Origin of the sequence: Pseudorhodobacter antarcticus, from assembly GCF_900110135.1 — a bacterium.
Taxonomy (GTDB): domain Bacteria; phylum Pseudomonadota; class Alphaproteobacteria; order Rhodobacterales; family Rhodobacteraceae; genus Pseudorhodobacter; species Pseudorhodobacter antarcticus.
Map to the genome: position 1 here is coordinate 1 of NZ_FOCO01000053.1, position 17,319 is coordinate 17,319.

Annotated in this window: 13 protein-coding genes, 1 tRNA gene, 1 rRNA gene and 1 pseudogene; 7 read left to right on the top strand and 9 right to left on the bottom strand. The window is 57.2% G+C overall.

Annotated features, from left to right (window positions below; genetic code table 11):
* Nucleotides 1–57: 57 nt before the first annotated feature.
* From rrf to BMY36_RS16875, 3 genes are all read left to right on the top strand, one after another.
* Nucleotides 58–172 (top strand): 5S ribosomal RNA (gene rrf, locus BMY36_RS16865).
* Nucleotides 173–254: 82 nt separating this feature from the next.
* Nucleotides 255–331 (top strand) — tRNA-Met (locus BMY36_RS16870).
* A gap of 449 nt (nt 332–780) precedes the next feature.
* Nucleotides 781–2,646: an SLC13 family permease gene (locus BMY36_RS16875; RefSeq protein ID WP_050520409.1), complete on the top strand. Its 1,866-nt coding sequence runs from the start codon at nt 781–783 to the stop codon at nt 2,644–2,646.
* Nucleotides 2,647–2,767: 121 nt separating this feature from the next.
* On the opposite strand, the gene BMY36_RS16880 is transcribed toward BMY36_RS16875, so the two are convergent.
* The 4 genes from BMY36_RS16880 to BMY36_RS16895 all read right to left on the bottom strand — a co-directional run bounded on the left by BMY36_RS16880 (nt 2,768) and on the right by BMY36_RS16895 (nt 6,375).
* Nucleotides 2,768–3,007, bottom strand: coding sequence for a hypothetical protein (locus BMY36_RS16880; RefSeq protein ID WP_050520410.1), 240 nt, complete (start codon nt 3,005–3,007; stop codon nt 2,768–2,770).
* Between the two features lie 118 nt (nt 3,008–3,125).
* Complete coding sequence (hflC, locus tag BMY36_RS16885) at nt 3,126–4,145, bottom strand: protease modulator HflC (protein WP_050520411.1); 1,020 nt, start codon at nt 4,143–4,145, stop codon at nt 3,126–3,128.
* Nucleotides 4,142–5,209, bottom strand: a complete 1,068-nt coding sequence (gene hflK, locus BMY36_RS16890) for an FtsH protease activity modulator HflK (RefSeq protein ID WP_050520412.1) — start codon at nt 5,207–5,209, stop codon at nt 4,142–4,144. Before hflK ends, hflC begins: the two co-directional genes overlap by 4 nt.
* 389 nt (nt 5,210–5,598) lie before the next feature.
* The gene (locus BMY36_RS16895; RefSeq protein ID WP_050520413.1) at nt 5,599–6,375 is read right to left on the bottom strand and encodes a PRC-barrel domain-containing protein; all 777 of its coding nucleotides are present in this window, start codon (nt 6,373–6,375) and stop codon (nt 5,599–5,601) included.
* On the opposite strand from BMY36_RS16895, the gene BMY36_RS20035 reads away from it, so the two are divergent.
* The 3 genes from BMY36_RS20035 to BMY36_RS16905 all read left to right on the top strand — a co-directional run bounded on the left by BMY36_RS20035 (nt 6,375) and on the right by BMY36_RS16905 (nt 8,108).
* The gene (locus BMY36_RS20035) at nt 6,375–6,710 is read left to right on the top strand and encodes a hypothetical protein (RefSeq protein WP_175469324.1); all 336 of its coding nucleotides are present in this window, start codon (nt 6,375–6,377) and stop codon (nt 6,708–6,710) included. The genes BMY36_RS16895 and BMY36_RS20035 overlap by 1 nt on opposite strands.
* Before the next feature lie 326 nt (nt 6,711–7,036).
* Entirely contained in the window at nt 7,037–7,324 is a 288-nt protein-coding gene (locus BMY36_RS16900; protein WP_050520414.1) for a sll1863 family stress response protein, read from the top strand.
* Between the two features lie 577 nt (nt 7,325–7,901).
* Entirely contained in the window at nt 7,902–8,108 is a 207-nt protein-coding gene (locus BMY36_RS16905; protein WP_050520415.1) for a hypothetical protein, read from the top strand.
* A 3-nt stretch (nt 8,109–8,111) separates the two neighbouring features.
* Here BMY36_RS16905 and BMY36_RS16910 read toward each other — a convergent pair whose 3' ends face one another.
* From BMY36_RS16910 to BMY36_RS16930, 5 genes are all read right to left on the bottom strand, one after another.
* The gene (locus tag BMY36_RS16910) at nt 8,112–9,845 is read right to left on the bottom strand and encodes an acetyl-CoA hydrolase/transferase C-terminal domain-containing protein (RefSeq protein ID WP_244888693.1); all 1,734 of its coding nucleotides are present in this window, start codon (nt 9,843–9,845) and stop codon (nt 8,112–8,114) included.
* 103 nt (nt 9,846–9,948) lie between these two features.
* On the bottom strand, nt 9,949–12,024 hold the full coding sequence (locus BMY36_RS16915; RefSeq protein ID WP_231579740.1) for a 3-hydroxyacyl-CoA dehydrogenase NAD-binding domain-containing protein: 2,076 nt from the start codon (nt 12,022–12,024) through the stop codon (nt 9,949–9,951).
* Nucleotides 12,021–13,316, bottom strand: a complete 1,296-nt coding sequence (locus BMY36_RS16920; protein WP_050520418.1) for an acetyl-CoA C-acetyltransferase — start codon at nt 13,314–13,316, stop codon at nt 12,021–12,023. Before BMY36_RS16920 ends, BMY36_RS16915 begins: the two co-directional genes overlap by 4 nt.
* Nucleotides 13,313–15,574 (bottom strand): acyl-CoA dehydrogenase, encoded by a 2,262-nt coding sequence (locus tag BMY36_RS16925; protein ID WP_050520419.1) that lies wholly within the window; start codon nt 15,572–15,574, stop codon nt 13,313–13,315. The genes BMY36_RS16920 and BMY36_RS16925 overlap by 4 nt, the downstream gene beginning before the upstream one ends.
* 304 nt (nt 15,575–15,878) lie before the next feature.
* Nucleotides 15,879–16,610 (bottom strand): universal stress protein, encoded by a 732-nt coding sequence (locus tag BMY36_RS16930; protein ID WP_050520420.1) that lies wholly within the window; start codon nt 16,608–16,610, stop codon nt 15,879–15,881.
* Nucleotides 16,611–17,042: 432 nt separating this feature from the next.
* Here BMY36_RS16930 and BMY36_RS20040 point away from each other — a divergent pair.
* A pseudogene (locus BMY36_RS20040) lies at nt 17,043–17,319 on the top strand (IS3 family transposase); the annotation flags it as partial.

The window sequence follows — 17,319 nt, forward strand, 5'->3', positions numbered from 1 at the left end:
ATAGCAAAACCACTGATGTTGTCTCCCTGAGCAATCAGGGAAGCGTTTCTTTCTCGGTTTGGTGGTCATAGCGCGAGCAAAACACCCGATCCCATCCCGAACTCGGCCGTTAAGTGCCGTCGCGCCAATGGTACTGCGTCTTAAGACGTGGGAGAGTAGGTCACCGCCAAACCTAGTAAGAAACGCTGTCTCTCAAACGATCGTCATATAACCCCAAACTAAAAATTGGGGCACGGGCCCAATAAGCCCACCGTCGCGGGATGGAGCAGCCCGGTAGCTCGTCAGGCTCATAACCTGAAGGTCGTCAGTTCAAATCTGACTCCCGCAACCAAAATTCCACGTAAGATCAGATAGATAGAACCTGACAAAAACACTTGGGTATAGCACTCGAAGTTTTACCTCAACGCCACCTCAACGTTTGACGAGTCCCCCTGAAATTGAGGGGGTTTTTTGCATTTTGGGGTATGCCATTCACGCCCTGGATACTCGGGTAGGGCTGTGCAGTGGGCGCTCGTGGAGCATGCTTCGTGTTAGAGTTATGCCCGCCAAAACAGTATCTGTACGCTCAAGGAAGCTGTTCGCAGATCTAGGTGAGCGCGTTGGGGGCTGGATCATCTTCCATAACCATCAGTCGCCTTGCACAGTTATAGCGCGCAATCGCTCGCTGTGGTTTACTTCGACAGCATCGAAACCGATCACCAGGCGTGACATTAGCCTAAATCAGTCGAAAAACTGTCCAAGGATTGGGGAGTTGCTCAACCCAGCAGGAAAACCGTCTCAATGACCAGCCCCCAACTTCTGATCTTTTCCATTCTCGCTGCCATGATGGGGCTTTTTCTGTGGGGGAGGTTTCGCCATGACGTGGTGGCGCTGGCTGCACTGATGGTTTGCGTCGTGGCAGGACTGGTACCGGCTGGCGCGGCTTTTGTGGGTTTCAGCCATCCTGCAGTGATCACGGTGGCCTGTGTGTTGGTACTCAGCCAAGGGTTGCGAAATACCGGTGCCGTGGATTGGCTGGCGCGCAGCATTCTGCCGCGCAATGGCGGGCGGCTGATGACCATGGCGTCGCTGATGGGGCTGGGTGCTGTGCTTTCGGGCTTTATGAACAATGTTGGGGCCATGGCGCTTTTGATGCCGATTGCGGTGCAGCTGTCGGGCCGGTTGGAGCTGACGCCGGGCCAAGTCTTGATGCCGCTTGCCTTCGGCACAATTTTGGGGGGCATGACCACGCTGGTGGGTACGCCGCCAAACCTGATCGTTTCGGGCTTTCGGGAAGGGGCAGGGCTGGGGCAATTCGCCATGTTCGACTTTGTACCTGTCGGCGTGGCGGTTGCGGCCTTGGGCGTTATTTTCATCGCCACCATCGGATGGCGACTGGTGCCCGCGCGCAAATCTGACGTTGGTGACGACTTTGACACCGGTGCCTATCTGACCGAGGTGCGCGTGCCCGAGAAAGGCAAGGCTGTCGGCCTGACCCTGCGCGGCTTCGAGGCCGAAATAGAGGATAGTGGTGCACAAATTATCGGTCTCGTGCGCAATGAGGTGCGCATAACAGCGCCACATGGTGGGCGTCGTATTCTCGCGGGTGACATTTTGGTGCTTCAGGCCAATGTCGACGCGCTGGCGGAAGCGCTGTCGGTCTTCGGCATCAAGCTGGAGGAGGAGAAAAAGTCATCTGACGGCGAAGACGTGAAGACAGATGACGCATCCAAAAAGACATCGCAAACGGCCAAAGCAGAAATCGCCACAAAAAAGGATGACAAGGCCGAAGACAGAGACGAGAGCGATGAGGATATGGTGCTGCGAGAACTGGCCGTTCTGCCAGGCTCGACCATCGTCGGGCGTTCGTCCAGCGACCTGCGGCTGCGGACCCGCTATGGGCTTAATCTATTGGCTGTTTCGCGAGAAGGGCGCACCCCGCAGGCGCGGCTTCGCAATCTGAAGCTGAAATCCGGTGATCTGGTGCTGATGCAGGGCCCCGCCGAGATGATTGCTGAATTCATTAAGGATACAGGCTGCGTGCCGCTGGGTGAGCGCGAGTTGCGCATCCCTGACAAGCGCATGGCAATCATCGCTGGTGCGATCATGCTGGGTGCGGTCGGCATTGTGACCTTGGGGCTACTACCCGCCCCAGTGGGTTTTGCGCTTGGGGTTCTGGCCTCAATGCTTTTGCGCACGGTTCCGTTGCGGCAAATCTATACCTCCATCGACTGGCCGATAATCGTGTTGCTGGCGGCGTTAATCCCGGTTGCAGGCGCAATGCAGACGACCGGTGCCGCCGATCAACTCGCGCGGTTTCTGGTTGAGACCATCGCGCAAGGCAACCCCATCACGGCTTTGGCCGTTGTGTTGATCACCACCATGTTTCTGTCGGACGTGATGAACAATGCCGCCACTGCGGCCATCCTGTGCCCCATCGCCCTTGGCATTGCCGCAACACTCGGCGTCAATCCGGACAGTTTCCTTATGGCGGTGGCGATTGGCGCGTCATGTGCTTTCCTGACGCCCATCGGGCATCAGAACAACACGTTGATCCTTGGCCCCGGCGGGTTCCGGTTTGGCGACTACTGGCGGTTGGGCCTGTTGGTCGAGGTGCTGGTGGTCGCCGTCAGCATGCCGCTGTTGTTGATCGTCTGGCCGTTGTGAATCTGGCTGGACAGTCGTCCCATGGTCCTGCGCCCGATATTCCAAGTGGCTTTTACGGCTGGGTGCGCGTTCTGGAATGATCAACCCCGTGGATGTTTTGCAGCCGACGGTCGCGACACATTCATGTGCTGGCTTTGCCCCCTGGCGTCTTGCGCACTCCGTTGGTTGCGGGCCCAATGACTTCGGCAACCGGGTTGGCTTCGCTCTCTCGACGTGCTTTGCGAAGCCGCGCTGTCTTGATCTGGCGCTGTTCCGTATCTGCGTCGAGGATTTCCCTCACGGCGCGCGTGGTTTTTTCCATGGGCGTCTCAGCTTTGGATTGGGAAACCGGGAAGACATTCGTCTGTGTCAGCTTCGACATGAATTGTTCTCCTTGATGTAATTGCCGATAGGTACGAACTACTGCCAAGCAGCCTTCGGATGGGCAGATGCCTCCGCCACCCGAATTTTAACGGTTGATCGGATAGACATCGACCGGGTCATCGCTCAGCCACAGTACTGGCCCCGGAACCGGGGGGAATGTCGCTGTCAGCCGACGTGCCAGCCTCCATTCCTCTCAGGAACTTGAAAAGATCGCTGTCCGTCGTCAGAACAAGCGTCGTTCCCCCCGAAATCATGTCCTTGTAGGCCTGCATGGTGCGGGTGAACTCATAGAACTCCACCGCTTGGGCACTGGTGTTGTACGCAGCCGCATAAATTGCTGCTGCGGAGGCGTCGGCCACACCGCGGATTTCCTCGACAGCGCGATAGGCCTCGGATTGTATCTTGTTCAGATCCCGCATCCGGTTGCCGCGGATACGTGCTGCTTCGCCGTTACCTTCAGAGAGGAAGCGTTCAGCGATCTGACGACGCTCTGAAATCATGCGGTCATAGATTTTCGGCCGCACGCTTTCGTTGTAGTTGATCCGCTTGAACCGGATATCGAGAAGCTCGATGCCGAAAACGCGGACCTTCTCGGCTGCGGCCTCGAATATTTCGCGCTCCACAAGGGCGCGTCCCTTCTGGATGGGAACAAGCGCGCCAATATCCTGCGCGACTTCTTCATCCGTCAGAAGCGTATCACGCAACGGTGTCCGGCCCTTGGTTGTCCGGATAATCTCGATCAACTCATGCTTAGCGACCGCATTGCGTGTCTCGCTGCCAAGGATATCATCAAGGCGCGATTGGGCGCTGCGCTCATCACGCAGGCGCAAAAAATACTGGAGGGGATCGGTAATCTTCCAGCGGGCGAACAGATCGACAGAGATGTAGAGCTTGTCCTTGGTGGGCATGTCGGATGGATTGCCGTCCCACTCCAGAACCCGGCGGTCGATCCGATTGACAACCTGAATGAAGGGCAGCTTCAATTTCAGCCCGGCCGACGTGATCGGCTCCCCGACAGGTTTGCCGAACTGGGTGATGATGGCCTGTTCGACCTCGCCAACCGTGTAGACTGCACTGGATGCCGTCACGACGGCGGCAACTGCGATACCCGCGATGATGGTTATTCCGATTTTCATGGCTGGTCCCTCTGTGGCCGATCGAGATTCAGCAGCGGCAGGATGCTGCCGGTCAGTCCATCGACGATGATCTTTGATTGAATGCCGGGCAGCACATCCTGCATGGTTTCCAAGTATATCCGCCGCCGCGTGACCTCGGGTGCCATCTCATATTCGGCCAACAGTGCCGCGAAACGTGCGGCATCGCCTTCAGCCTCGTTGACCCGCTTTAGCCGGTAGCCGTCGGCCTCACGAATACGCTGATCCTTTTCGCCTTCGGCCAGCGGGATGACCTTGTTGTATTCCCGGCGAGCCTCGTTGATCAGCCGCTCTTTTTCCTGCTGGGCCTGATTGACCTCATTGAAGGAAGCCTGAACCGGCCCGGGCGGGTTGATGTTCTTTAATTGCACCTGATCGATGCTGATGCCCATGGCATATTTTGTCGTCAGTTCCTGCATTTTCAAAAGCGCCTCGCTCTCGATCTCCTGCCGCCCGATGGTGATAACCTCGTCGACCGTGCGGTCGCCGACCACCTCACGCATCACGGATTCCGAGACGTAGCGCAGCGTTGCGGCTGGCTCACGCACCTCGAACAGGTATTTCAAGGGGTCGGAAATTCGGTACTGCACGACCCATTCCACCAGGGCGGCATTCAGGTCTCCCGTCACCATCTGGGTTTCGCGCAGGCCATTCGTTGGGCTTTGAAAAGGGTCGCTGGCACCCGGTGTCGTGAATCCGAACTCCTGCTTCAACTGGCGCTTTACCGGCACGAGCGTGGCGGCATCAATTCCGAGCGGAAGCTTGAAATGCAAACCCGGCGAAACTTCGTCTGTGAATTTCCCAAACCGTTGGATGACTGCAACCGAGTCGCTGGGAACAGTGTAATATGACGACCATGCGCCCGCCGCCAAAAGGGCGACCACGCCAGCGGCCACAACAACTTTCAGAGACGGCGGCCCTTCGGGAAGCATACCGCCCAAGCGTTCCCTGCCTCGGCGAAGCATGGCATCAATTTCGGGGGACCTGCGTTTTTGTGTGGTTTTCCACGGTCCTTGATCCTCTGGGCCATTCTCTTGTTCGGTCATGTCGCTTCCTCTCTCGCTTGCGCGAATTCAGCCTGCCGATAGTCTTAATGGCCTTGATGGGGCAACTACTTGGGCGCGTTCAAATCTGCTTGTGTCGGCATCCCTCCACTCTCCGCAGCCACTATCGCCGCATTATCCTTTGGGTTTGGGCAAATCAGGTTCAGATCCAGCGAGTCGCTGGGGTTTGCGGGCGTCAAGATGGTCACGCTTTGGGTTCCCGGATATGTCGGCGCCTGCTATTTCTCTGTCGGGCGGGGCGGTTGAATATCAAGGAGACGCAAGATGCGTGGCAGCCCGATCAAAGATTGGCGGGGGCCATGGAACCGCGCCGATCTTCTGATTGGTTGCGGCGGGTCAAGCTGTTTGGCCGCCCTGATGCCCCTGACGCGTCACACGGAGGCTTTTGTATCCGCGGGGATGTAGTGACGTGCCATCCGCGCCTCAAACTCCGCGTTCACGGCAACGGATGGGTCATAAGCAGGGCTGTCCATGACCGTCTGACGGTCAACGTCCAGATTGACCAGGTTTTCTGACCACAGGATACTCTTCGCTGAGCGTGGCGAGATCAGGACGTGTTTGCCGGGCCACCAGTTTTTGGTATCGACAGTCAGGAAATGAATTGTCCAGTCGGTATCGTCGATCAGAAACCCTTCGATGTGGCCGATGGCGCCGTCTGTGGCCTGCAAATTGTAGCCGGTTACGGCATCTGTGCTGCGCAAATGTAGATCATCGTCCCGATGCTGCGCTTCATAGCTCTCGTCCTGCCGTCGTCTCGCATCGGCGTAATGCGTCTCTGACATCCCTGCGCTCCAGCCGCCATAGCCGCCCATATAGAAGCCGTTTCCCCAATAGGGGCTCATGCTATAGTAGCCGTACATGCGTTCTTCATGCTGTCGTGACACTGGCTCGTGCGCCTCGAAGGCAGGGCTGTCCTTGACTTTAGCCATCGTCAAACGAACAGGAAAGCTGCGGGCGTCAGCATCTGGGTGACCCAGAACCGAAACCGGCAGCAGCACCTTACGGCCAGACAGCCAAGTGCCGGTTTCGACGACGATCCAGCGGAGAGTCCAGCTTTCATCATCGAACAGGAAATCCGTAACGGTACCGATGCCGCCATCGGTCGCAGCAATTGTGAAACCCTTAATATCCGAAGCTTCAATCAACATTGTTTGTCTCCTTTTCAATCTGGTTGGCGCAGGGGCACCGCCCGTCTTTTCGCCGACAGTCCGTCTGGCAAGGTGGTTTCGGATCCTTCGTGCAGCCAGCGCATTCTTCAGGTTACCTTTGTCGCGGCATTGCGATTAGGACTGATGACTTTGGAACAGTGTTGCGCGTTGTGCCACATCGCGCACTGATCCATGTTGTTGTGCAAACAGACTTTTTCCGCGATCTGAACCTTGGGCGAACGGTCAGCCCCGCTCAAGCTCTGTTTTTCCGACAAGACTGGCTGATTGGATTTCAGGCCGTCATCATGGCTAAAAACGGCATGGCCGACCAATAGTGTCGACGGAAAGAGGCATTGCGCACAATGGGGCGCTGACTGATGCATGTTAACGCTATTGTTTTTGGATCAGTTGATTCTCAGACCATGACCGTGGCAGATGGACCAACCAAGCGGGCACAGTTTCCGCCGCTGATGTTGTTAGTCTACGCGGAAGGCCTGTCGCAAACTAGGCTGCGGTGCCCGATTGATGTAGATCGACAATCACGTCGCTGCTTCGAACATCTTGGGCAGGACTCCTCCCCTCCGACTTCGCAAGCGACTTGACAACGTAGCATTGCGCGGAACATCGTATCGCGCCATCAAACCCCGAAGGAGATCGCACTATGACCGAAAGAGAACAATACATCGATAAGGCCAAGGCGAAACTGGATCAGTGGAACGCCGAGATCGACAAATTCAAGGCGCAAGTTGCCGGGTCCGACGCCGATGCGGAGATCGAATACAGGAAGCAACTCGACGAGATGCGCAATCAGCGCGACAAGGCTGAGGCGAAGCTGAAAGAGCTGCACGACGCGAGTGACGACGCATGGGACGACATGAAGTCCGGCTTCGACAAGGCTTGGGATAGCATATCGAGCGCTTTCGACAACGCCATGTCCCGCTTCAAATGAGTAGCATGCCCAAAACCCCGCTCGTAAGCCTGCAGTCGCGGCTAAAGCGCACCGACTCCGGGGCGAGCGGCTTTGCCGCGTATTTCCCATTCTGAACCGGTTCGAATTACGCGCTGGGTGGCCCCTGACTCAAGCATTGGCTACGAGCTTGGGCAGTCGACCGTCAGGTCTGTGGGGCAATGCTCACGCCGACATTGCCCAAATTCAGCGTGAACGTCTCGCCGCAGAGATTGCTACAGCGCGCACGCGCCGCGTCAGTTCTGCTTTAGCAAGCGGCGATGCAGAACAAAACCTGCCAAATCCAACGGGCTATGCGAGGCGTTGCCTTTGCGATGACGCCAAAGAATGTCTGCAGAGATCCAGCTTCAGCATTGTAGAGCTTCAATCCGGACATCCGTATCTTCCAACTCGCAGCGATCAGCTTTGCCTAAAAGCATCCAGTAATCAAAGCGGCGTTGTTCGGCGTCGGCACCGGTGACTTCGTAAGGGCCGCTCTGTTCCGAATTTACTAAAAGGAATCCCACCTACTCTCCGCCGTTGATCGTATCGGGCGCTACTATTCTTAGTGGTTCGCGCCATGAAATCGAAAATCACGAAAAAACCGGATCAGAATCCCACCTATAAGGGCAAAGAACGCGGTCCAGCGACGCCCAACGCGGACGACCCAGATTTTGAGTCAAAGCGACATTTGGGCAGCAAGACGTCCTTCCAGGCGATGAAGCACTGGCTCAAGCTTGAGCCGGAGCCGTTCGACAAAACAGCTCTATCAGCTTCCGGGATGTGACATCTATCGCTCGTTAGTTACAAGACTGCGCAGCGCACCCCGCAAAGCGCGTGCTTGCAGGCCCTCGGTCAGCCGCGGTATTGCGGCGTAACCCATCCGCGCCATTGCGCTGTCTTCGTTTGGATGTTTGGGCCGCATCAGGGAAGACCAGATTAAGGCAGCGAGCTGCAGCTTGCTTCCTGCTGCATCACCAAGTTGCATCAGGGCCGACAAAAGCACACGCTCGATCTGGTTGAAATCGCTGCCGAACGGGAAGTCAGGAAAAAGTTCCTTGCGATGGGGGGCGAGCCACCGCGCAACGGCCTTTGGCAAGTTGTTGCTATGCGCCAAGGGCACTTTGGCATCGGACGCGATCTTGCCTGCCTTTTTAGCGGCTGCCAGCAGGTCGGGTTGAAAACGGCTGTCGGCGATGGCGATCATGCGGCAGATCACCGCCTCGTCAGTTTGTCCACGCAGATCGGCGACACCATATTCCGTCACGACGATATCACGCATGTGACGTGGCACGGTGGTCAGCGGCAGTTGCCAAACGATGTTCGACGTGACCGCACCACCGCTTTTGCGTGTCGCGGGAAGTGTCAGGATGGCGCGCCCATCCCTAAGCGCAAAAGCTTGGTCAATGAAATTGAACTGACCACCCACACCGCTGACCACCTGACCGGGTTCAGCCGCATCTGACATCGCATCGCCCAAAAGGCTGATCTGCATCGCACTGTTCACAAAGCGCGCGTGTTGCCGCGCAACGCGTTTGGCCTGTTCATCACCATAAAGTGCGTTGGTAAAGCTGACGGGCATCATCTGAATTTTTGCCTGAGTTGCCTGTGGCATATCACGTAGCCGCGCATACATGTCGCTTGCATCGACGAAAAAGCCGGCATGGATTGCCGTTCCGTCAACCTCCCTCCGGATGATGCCCGCGTCGAACAGGGCAAGCAGACCGGCAACCAGCATTTCCGTAACTGCATAAAGGCCCGTGGCAAAAGGCCCAGTCTGAGTTCCTGCCAAGGGAAAGGGCGCCGTGTGCCATAGGTCGTCCAAGCGTTCACGGTCGCGCAACATCAGCGCATTCGTCACAGCATCGCCAATTGCGCCGATCCCGATTTGCAACGTTCCGCCATCCACAATCAAGCGTGAGACATGAAGCCCGATGGCGTGTTGTTCGTCGGATACGGGGCGGCGCACGGCTGAAAACAACTCAAACTGTTTTGGCGGGTCCAGCATCATTTCAAATGCGTCTGCGCGAACCACCGCCGCCCCCTGCATGAACGGCAGCGCGTTATTCACCTCGCCCACAGCAATAAAATCCATCTCGCCCGCGCGGCGCATTGCAAAAAGATCGGAGGAGATATCGGTATTGCACGACAGGCTGAACGCATCGCCCCGTTGGGGCACCAGTTGCGCCAAGACATTGGGCTGTTGCGCAATCAAATCATCGCGGGCCTGCGTGTAGTTCGCCGAAATATAGTGGCGTTGTGCATAGTCATTCCCAAGCCAGACACCCGCCTGAAAAAAGAACTCGGACACCGAGATGTTGTCAGGCAAACTGCCTTTTTTAATCAGCTCGGCATAAAGGATGTCTGGATAGCGCCCGAACAGGCGATCCATGGCGGGTTCCAAAAACCGCCGCTCAATATCTGAGCCGGGGGTGGGGCGTTGAAGCGTGAGTGCGGTAAAGATCGAAAGTTTCAATGATGGGTCGGCAACAGCGGCGCGCGTCAGGGCATTCACCAAGGTCACGGGCTTGCCAAGTCCGAGCGGTAGGGCAAGGCGGATCGTTCCCTTTGCCCGATGGAATAGTGCCAAAGCCATCGTGTCGGCATCGGTAAAGGTCTGGGGCGCTCTAGCCAAGGGCTTGCCAACCGGCATCGGGGGCAAAGCGTGGGCCGTATGTTTGCTCCAGCTCATTCAGGCGGGTCGTGATCTCGGCAATGCCACGGGTGCGGGCATAGTGCATCGGCCCCCCTCGGAACGGTGCCCAACCCGTTGCGAATATCATGGTGCCGTCTAGCTGATCCTCGGTTTTGGCTACGCCTTGGCGCAGGACTTCGACACAAGCGTTCAACATCGGCAGGATAAGCCGGTCGGTCAAATCCGCTGGCAGCCCGGCATCGGAATGGGGATGCGGCGTGCCGTCGGACCAGTCATAAAAGCCCTTGCCGGTTTTCTTGCCCAAATCGCCCGCATTGACCTTGTCGCGCAGGGCTGTCGAGATTTCAGCCATTGGTTTTTCCAGACTTTCGCGCAAAGACTCTGCAACATGCAGGCCGATATCCAGTCCGACCTGATCGGCCAATGTCACTGGCCCCATCGGCATACCAAAGCTCAACGCGGCCGTGTCGATGGCCTCACTCGACACGCCCTCGTCCATCAAAACCATCGCTTCCATCAAGTAGGGCGTCAACACGCGGTTCACAATGAAACCAGGATAGTCGCTAACCATGGTTGGCAGTTTGCCAATGGATTTGCAGAACGCGGCAAGGCGGGTCACGGTTTGCGCATCAGTGTCTGGGCCTGTTACCACCTCAATAAGGTCAATTTTGGACACAGGATTGAAGAAATGCAGGCCGGCAAAGCGCGTTTTTGATGGGGCATGGGTTGCCATATCCGCAATCGAAAGGCTCGACGTGTTCGAGGCAAGAATTGCCCCGTCTTTCATCCGCCCTTTTAAGTCGGTGAAAATCTTTTCTTTCAATGCCATAGCCTCTGGTGCGGCTTCGATAATCAGGTCAGCTTGACCGATGCCATAGCCCTTTGGGTCGGGCATCAACCGGTCCAGCGCATTGCGGGTTTCAATAAGGCTGAGGTGGCTGTCTTTGCAGATTTGCACCGCTGATTCTAAGGCGCGACCAAGCGGATCGGTGTTGACGTCGCCCAAAGTGACACGCTTGCCCTTGATCGCGGCCATAGCGGCGATTTCTGCACCCATCGTTCCCGCACCAATCACATGGACATGGGTGATGCTGTCATCCTCCGCGCCCGCTTCCTTTAGCGATTGGCGCAGGAAAAAGACGCGGCGCAGGTTTTGTGACGTGGTGGTTTTCAGCAGTCTGGCAAAGCTTTCAATCTCGCCCTGCTGCATGGCTTTGGGGTCGCCGCCGTGGTTTTCCCACAGATCAATCAGCGCGTAGGGTGCAGGATAATGCGCTTGTGGTGCAGTCTTTTCGGCTTGGCTGCGCATTTGGCGGGCGGCAAGGCTGCGGGCTTGATCGAACGCCATGGCATGGGCTTTTAGGCCCCGTGTCGGCGGGTCAATCTTGCCCTTTGCGGCGGCCTTTACAGCTGCGGCTACATGCCTTTCTTGCACCACCACATCTGCAATGCCCGAGGCTTTGGCGCGGTCGGTGTGGGCAGTTTTGCCCGTCAGCATCATGGTCATCGCGTCCAGTGGGTCTATCAAAGCAGGCAATCGAAAGGTGCCGCCAAGGCCGGGATGCAGGCCAAGCTGCACCTCGGGGAAGCCGAAGGACGCGCCGGGGGTCGCGATACGGTAGTCACAGGTAAGCGCCAGTTCAAACCCCGCACCAAGGGCTGCACCATGCACCACGCAGATCGTCGGGCAAGGCAGTGCCGCGATTCGGTCCAGCAGATCGTGGCCATGTTGCAAAAGGGCTTCGGCCCCAGTGTCAGACATGTCATCAAAGCTGGAAATATCGGCCCCGGCCGCAAAGCCCGACGGTTTTGCGGAGCGGATCACAAGCGCTGTTGGCATATCTGCCTCCGCCGCACTGATATGTCCATCCAACTCGCGGATCACATCCTCCGAGATTGTGTTGGTGCCAGTGTCTTTCTTATCCAGTACCAGCCACAAAATGCCGTCGCCGTCACGGCCTACGCACCAGTTGCCAAGCCGTGCGACAGCACCGCCAAGCTCCAATTTTGTTTCGCCCAAGAATTTCAGCACATGCCCTGTCATCATACTGCCTCCAACAACATCGCACCGCCAAGGCCGCCACCGATACATTCGGTGGCGATGCCGCGTTTGGCGCCGCGTGTCTTCATGGCATTTGCCAGATGCAGCACAATTCGGTTGCCGCTGGTACCGACCGGATGACCCAGCGAAATCGCGCCGCCATCCACGTTCAATCGGTCGCGGTCGATGTGGCCAAAGGCGGCGTCAAGACCCAGAACAGCGCGACAGAAATCATAGTCATCCCAAGCGGCTAGGCAGGATAGCACTTGCGCCGCGAACGCCTCATTCACTTCCCACAGGTCGATATCATCCACACCAAACCCATTGCGCTGCGCAATCGGGGTCGACGCCATGACGGGGCCTAACCCCATGATCGACGGGTCCAGCCCCGCCCATTCGCTGTCTGTGATCTGCGCCAAGGGTTGCAACCCATGCTGCTCGACCGCGCGTTCCGAGGCGAGGATGCACCAGCTTGCCCCATCCGTGATCTGGCTGGAATTGCCCGCGGTCACCTTGCCATAGGGCCGCTCAAACACCGGGTTAAGTTTGGCCAGCCCTGCCATATCACTGTCAGGCCGCACGCCATCATCATGGTCATAAACCGTGCCGTTGTGGTCAAAGGCTGGCATGAGCTCGGCATCCAGCGTGCCGTCCGCTTGTGCCCGCGCCAGCCGATGATGGCTTTGCATTGCATAAGCATCGGCGGTTTCGCGATTAATGTTGAAGCGGTGGGCCAACACCTCGGCGGTTTGACCCATGTTCAGGGCGGTGATCGGGTCGGTCAAGCCGCGTTCCAAGCCAATTATGGGCTTGAAAAATGCGGGCTTGATGCCAGCCATCGCGCGCGCCTGATCCAACGCACCTTTGGCCGCATACATGCGCCCGAACCATTCCACGGCCGAAGATCGCAGCGTCAGGGGTGCATGGCTGAGCGCCTCTGCCCCACCCGCAAGGATCATTTGGTGGCTGCCATCGCGGATATAGCGGTAGGCGGTGTCGATGCTTTGCATGCCCGAGCCGCAGTTGATCTGCATGGTAAAGGCAACCATCGATTCACCCAGACCAAGGCGCAGGGCGGCGACACGCGCGGGGTTCATCTCATCGGCAATCACATTGACGCAGCCAAGGATCACAAGGTCAAAGGCGGTGCGGTCAAAGGTTTGACGTGCCAGCAGCGGGCGGCCACATTGCACTGCCAGATCGACGGGCGTGAACGGGCCGGGGCCGCCGCGGGCCTTTAGGAACGGCGTGCGTGCGCCGTCGGCCAGATAGACGCGTTGGCGGTGGGATACGGTCATTCTGCGGCCTCCGCTTTGGGGTTAGGCTTGACGCGTTTTTGTGTCTTAGGGCCTTTGAAATAGCGGGCGAACTCTTTGGGGGTGAAGTCGTCCACCGCGACGGCCTGCGCCACCAGATCGTTCATTTTCGTGATTTGAACCAGCTCTGCCGCGCTTAGGATGCCGGCCTCCAGCCCTTGTTGTGGGGTCTTTTTCGCATCGCGCAAACGTTTCATAACAGGGGCCATTTCCACGACCTTGGCATAGCAAGTGTTCAGCACTTGCACGCCATCGCTGTTGCAACCCAGATGGATACGGCCCGTGATGCGGTCGCGAGTGGCCGAAGGTTCATAGATCAAATCGCTGCACGCCACGGCCAGAAGGTCACTTGGCCCGCGCTGCGTGGCCCCCGGTAAGGTCAAAAACCGCAGAAGCCACGCAGCCCAGCGGGCCGGCAGGTTCGCGATCACCTCATCCAAAGCCTGCTGCATGCGTTTGAACGCATCCTCGGCGGCGTAGTGAAGCAAGGGCAGATCGGCCTGTTGGCGGCCTTCGTCTTGCCACCGTTTTAGGGCTGCCGAGAGGATATACATGTCTGATAAGATATCGCCCATCCGGCCCGACAGCATTTCCTTGCGCTTCAGCGCCCCGCCTAGTGTCAGGAACATGAAATCGGCTGTCAGCGCATAGGCCGCCGACCAGCGTGCAAGCTGGCGGTAAATCGGTGTCGCCTTGCCTGCATCGGGCGCTGGCGCAAACCGCCCACCGGTCAGCGCCCGACCCCAAGCCCGAAACAGCGTTCGGCTGGTATGGCCAACATGCGCCCAGAAAGATTTATCAAACATCTCCAGTGATTTGTCTTGGTCGGGTTCTTGTAACGCCAGCATATTATCCAACATATGAGGATGCGCGCGGATCGACCCTTGGCCAAAGATAATCAGGCTACGGGTGACGATGTTCGCGCCTTCGACTGTGATCCCGATGGGTACGGCGCGATACAGCGGCAGCAGGTAATTCGAAGGCCCGTCAATTACCGCCTTGCCGGAATGCACATCCATCGCGTCATTCAATGCGTCACGCATACGGAATGTCGCGTGAGCCTTCATAATGGCAGAAATCACCGACAACGCGCGCCCTTCATCCAGCCCCGCACAGGTCAGATGCCGCGCCGCGTCCATCACATAGGCATCGGCGGCCAATCGCCCCATGCGCGCCTGCACGCCGCCGAATTTGCCGATGGGAAGGTTGAATTGCTGGCGGATGCGGGAATAGGCACCCGTCACATGCGCCGACAACGCAATGGCAGCACAGCCCATTGAGGGCAGCGAAATTCCGCGGCCGGCGGCAAGGGCGCTCATCAGCATCATCCAGCCGCGTCCGGCATAATCCGGCCCACCGATGATGTTCTCAATGGGGATAAACACGTCTTTACCCGAGGTCGGGCCATTCATGAACATGGTCGAAGATGGCAAATGCCGCCGCCCGGTTTCCACACCTTTCAAGTCGGTTGGGACAAGCGCACAAGTGATACCGATGTCTTCGGTATCGCCCAACAATCCGTCAGGGTCGCGCAGCTTGAATGCCAGTCCCAACACGGTGCAAACGGGTGACAGCGTGATATAACGCTTGGCCCAGTTCAGGCGGATGCCCAAAACTTGCTCGCCCAGCCACTCGCCCTTGCAAATCACCCCGTCATCAATCATCGCGGACGCGTCTGACCCTGCCTCGGCGCTGGTCAAGCCAAAGGCGGGCAGTTCGCGTCCATCGGCCAAACGCGGCAACCAAAAATCTTTTTGCGCATCGGTGCCAAACTGATGCAGCAACTCGCCCGGCCCAAGCGAATTTGGCACCATGACCGTAACGGCGGCGGCCACAGAACGGGTTGAAATAAAGCGTATAATCTCGGAATGGGCGAAGGCAGAAAAAGCCAGCCCGCCGTGTGATTTTGGAATAATCATGCCAAAGAATCTGTTGTCGCGTAGGAATTTCCACACCTCGGGTGGCAGATCGCCGTCCTCTTGGTTGATCTTCCAATCGTCGATCATCACGCACAGTTCCTGGCAGGGTCCATCGAGAAACGCCTGCTCTTCGGCCGTTAGCTTGGGTGGTTTGACCGCCAGCAACTTTGGCCAATCTGGGTTGCCCGAAAACAATTCGGCCTCCCACCAGACTTCGCCTGCGGTTAGCGCCTCGCTTTCGGTCTGGGACAGGGCAGGCAGAACACCCTTGGCCCATTTGTGGATTGGCTTTGTCAGGTAATTTGCGCGCAGACTGGTCATTTCAACTCCTTGCCTAATACAAACGTTTGACGGGACGTCGCGGTTCCGGTGGTGCCGCAAGGATCACGCCACGTTCCTCGGCGTCCAAGTGTTTGTAGTGTCTTTCCGTGGCAACATCCTGTGCCCTTCGGGCGGTCGGTGTCGCACTTCAATCTTGAGCCCAAGATGCTTCAACGCCCACAAATACACTACCAACCTCGAAGTGATTGGCTGGGACTGGCGAGCAGATTGTGAAATTGTGGCCGCACTAGACTTTGGGAACATGTAACAAAATACCTCGCGTAAGTGACGAAGACTAAACAGGCTATGTTTGCTGTGGTACGATCAAAACAGGACAGGGTGCCGATTTAGTGACCCTACTGGCGATTGAAGATTCGAATAATGCTTCAAGCCAGGAACGGTTTGGAGAACCAACCACGATTATATCAGCTTCGCAGTCATCGGCGTATTCAATGATCGCCTCTTCGACTTGACCGATGCGCACTTCTATCTCGGTTTCAATATCTGTGCCGCTATCAAAGGCCAGTTCCGCAAGTTGTTTATTGCGGTCTTCAATGACTTGAATGTTATCAGCAGAGCCTAGAGGAATGACGGTGCCCATATGTCCCGCAGCTGATAGTCCGGTCTCTTCGAGTGCCGGCGGGACAACACTAAGCAAATACACTTTGCCGCCCATGATCTCCGCCATGTCAAAGGCGACATCCGCGATTTCGCGGTTCATATCCTGGTTGACGGTCGTTACGACCATGATCCGCTGGAAGCGCGCGTTTTGCAGACGTGATTCATCAACGGTCCCATGTTCTTTGTTTTTTTCGAGTTGGATCAGAGCAGACTGAAGTTCTTTAGCGTCATATGCCGGCTTGGCACCAGTCATACCCTCAGACGTGGCCTCTAGCATCTGATCTGCGTCAACAGCCATTGACCTTAGAACCTTCGCCTTATCATCACGGCTGAGCCTGTTGTCCCTCAGAACAATATCTGGCGTTTTGAAATAGCGGGCAGGGTTAGATATTCTCGTTTTTGCGTAGCTGGTCATACATCCCCTTTCACACCGCGATTGGATATCAATCGGGCAATTATTTTTGGTTGGCGTTTTTTTCAGCGGCCGCGCTTGGTTAGGTTAACTTGGATCTCGCGGGCGGCTTAGACGTTTTATTCCATGGCCCACTTGAAGCCCAGAAGGGCCATTTAACCTTGTCGGACGCCTTAAAGAATACCTGATCAAAGGTTGTAGCGCCCTGATGCAGATCAGCGGCATCGCGGTGACTGCCGATTTTCGTTCAAGCGGAAGAATTACAATCGGGGCTAACACCAATCAGCGCCGGAGTGCAATGCAAGGCTTACCTGCCGTTCAGCGAGACAAGTGGAGCACTGCTCGACCATCTGCCGAGCGCGCCCCTCCGTGCCAATAATCGTGAGACAATCGACTGGCTGAAGTTTACACTTGAGGGCGCAGGAGAACGAACAGATGGTCATGCCTTCACAGATGCTGGTTTCGCCGAATGCCGCGTCCGACAATATGATACCCGACGTCACAGCTTCCCGAACACCTGCCCGTGTTGTCTCAGCGCCGCTGGCCCCCACGGCCGAGCTGACGAGCACGCCGAAGCGGCGCAGTTTCACGGCGAAATACAAGCTGCGCATTCTGGATGAGACGGACCGGTCAGAGGGCACCGGCGGTGTCACAAGCATCCTGCGCCGTGAGGGGCTTTATTCCTCGGCCCTGACCGATTGGCGCCGGGCGC

What these genes read in the sequence shown, in the direction of transcription:
- BMY36_RS16875 (WP_050520409.1), top strand. Translation starts at nt 781, where the DNA reads ATGACCAGCCCCCAACTTCTGATCTTTTCCATTCTCGCTGCCATGATG.
- BMY36_RS16900 (WP_050520414.1), top strand. Translation starts at nt 7,037, where the DNA reads ATGACCGAAAGAGAACAATACATCGATAAGGCCAAGGCGAAACTGGAT.
- BMY36_RS16930 (WP_050520420.1), bottom strand. Translation starts at nt 16,610, where the DNA reads ATGACCAGCTACGCAAAAACGAGAATATCTAACCCTGCCCGCTATTTC.
- BMY36_RS16925 (WP_050520419.1), bottom strand. Translation starts at nt 15,574, where the DNA reads ATGACCAGTCTGCGCGCAAATTACCTGACAAAGCCAATCCACAAATGG.
- hflK (WP_050520412.1), bottom strand. Translation starts at nt 5,209, where the DNA reads ATGACCGAACAAGAGAATGGCCCAGAGGATCAAGGACCGTGGAAAACC.
- hflC (WP_050520411.1), bottom strand. Translation starts at nt 4,145, where the DNA reads ATGAAAATCGGAATAACCATCATCGCGGGTATCGCAGTTGCCGCCGTC.
- BMY36_RS16905 (WP_050520415.1), top strand. Translation starts at nt 7,902, where the DNA reads ATGAAATCGAAAATCACGAAAAAACCGGATCAGAATCCCACCTATAAG.
- BMY36_RS16895 (WP_050520413.1), bottom strand. Translation starts at nt 6,375, where the DNA reads ATGTTGATTGAAGCTTCGGATATTAAGGGTTTCACAATTGCTGCGACC.
- BMY36_RS16920 (WP_050520418.1), bottom strand. Translation starts at nt 13,316, where the DNA reads ATGACCGTATCCCACCGCCAACGCGTCTATCTGGCCGACGGCGCACGC.
- BMY36_RS16915 (WP_231579740.1), bottom strand. Translation starts at nt 12,024, where the DNA reads ATGATGACAGGGCATGTGCTGAAATTCTTGGGCGAAACAAAATTGGAG.
- BMY36_RS16880 (WP_050520410.1), bottom strand. Translation starts at nt 3,007, where the DNA reads ATGTCGAAGCTGACACAGACGAATGTCTTCCCGGTTTCCCAATCCAAA.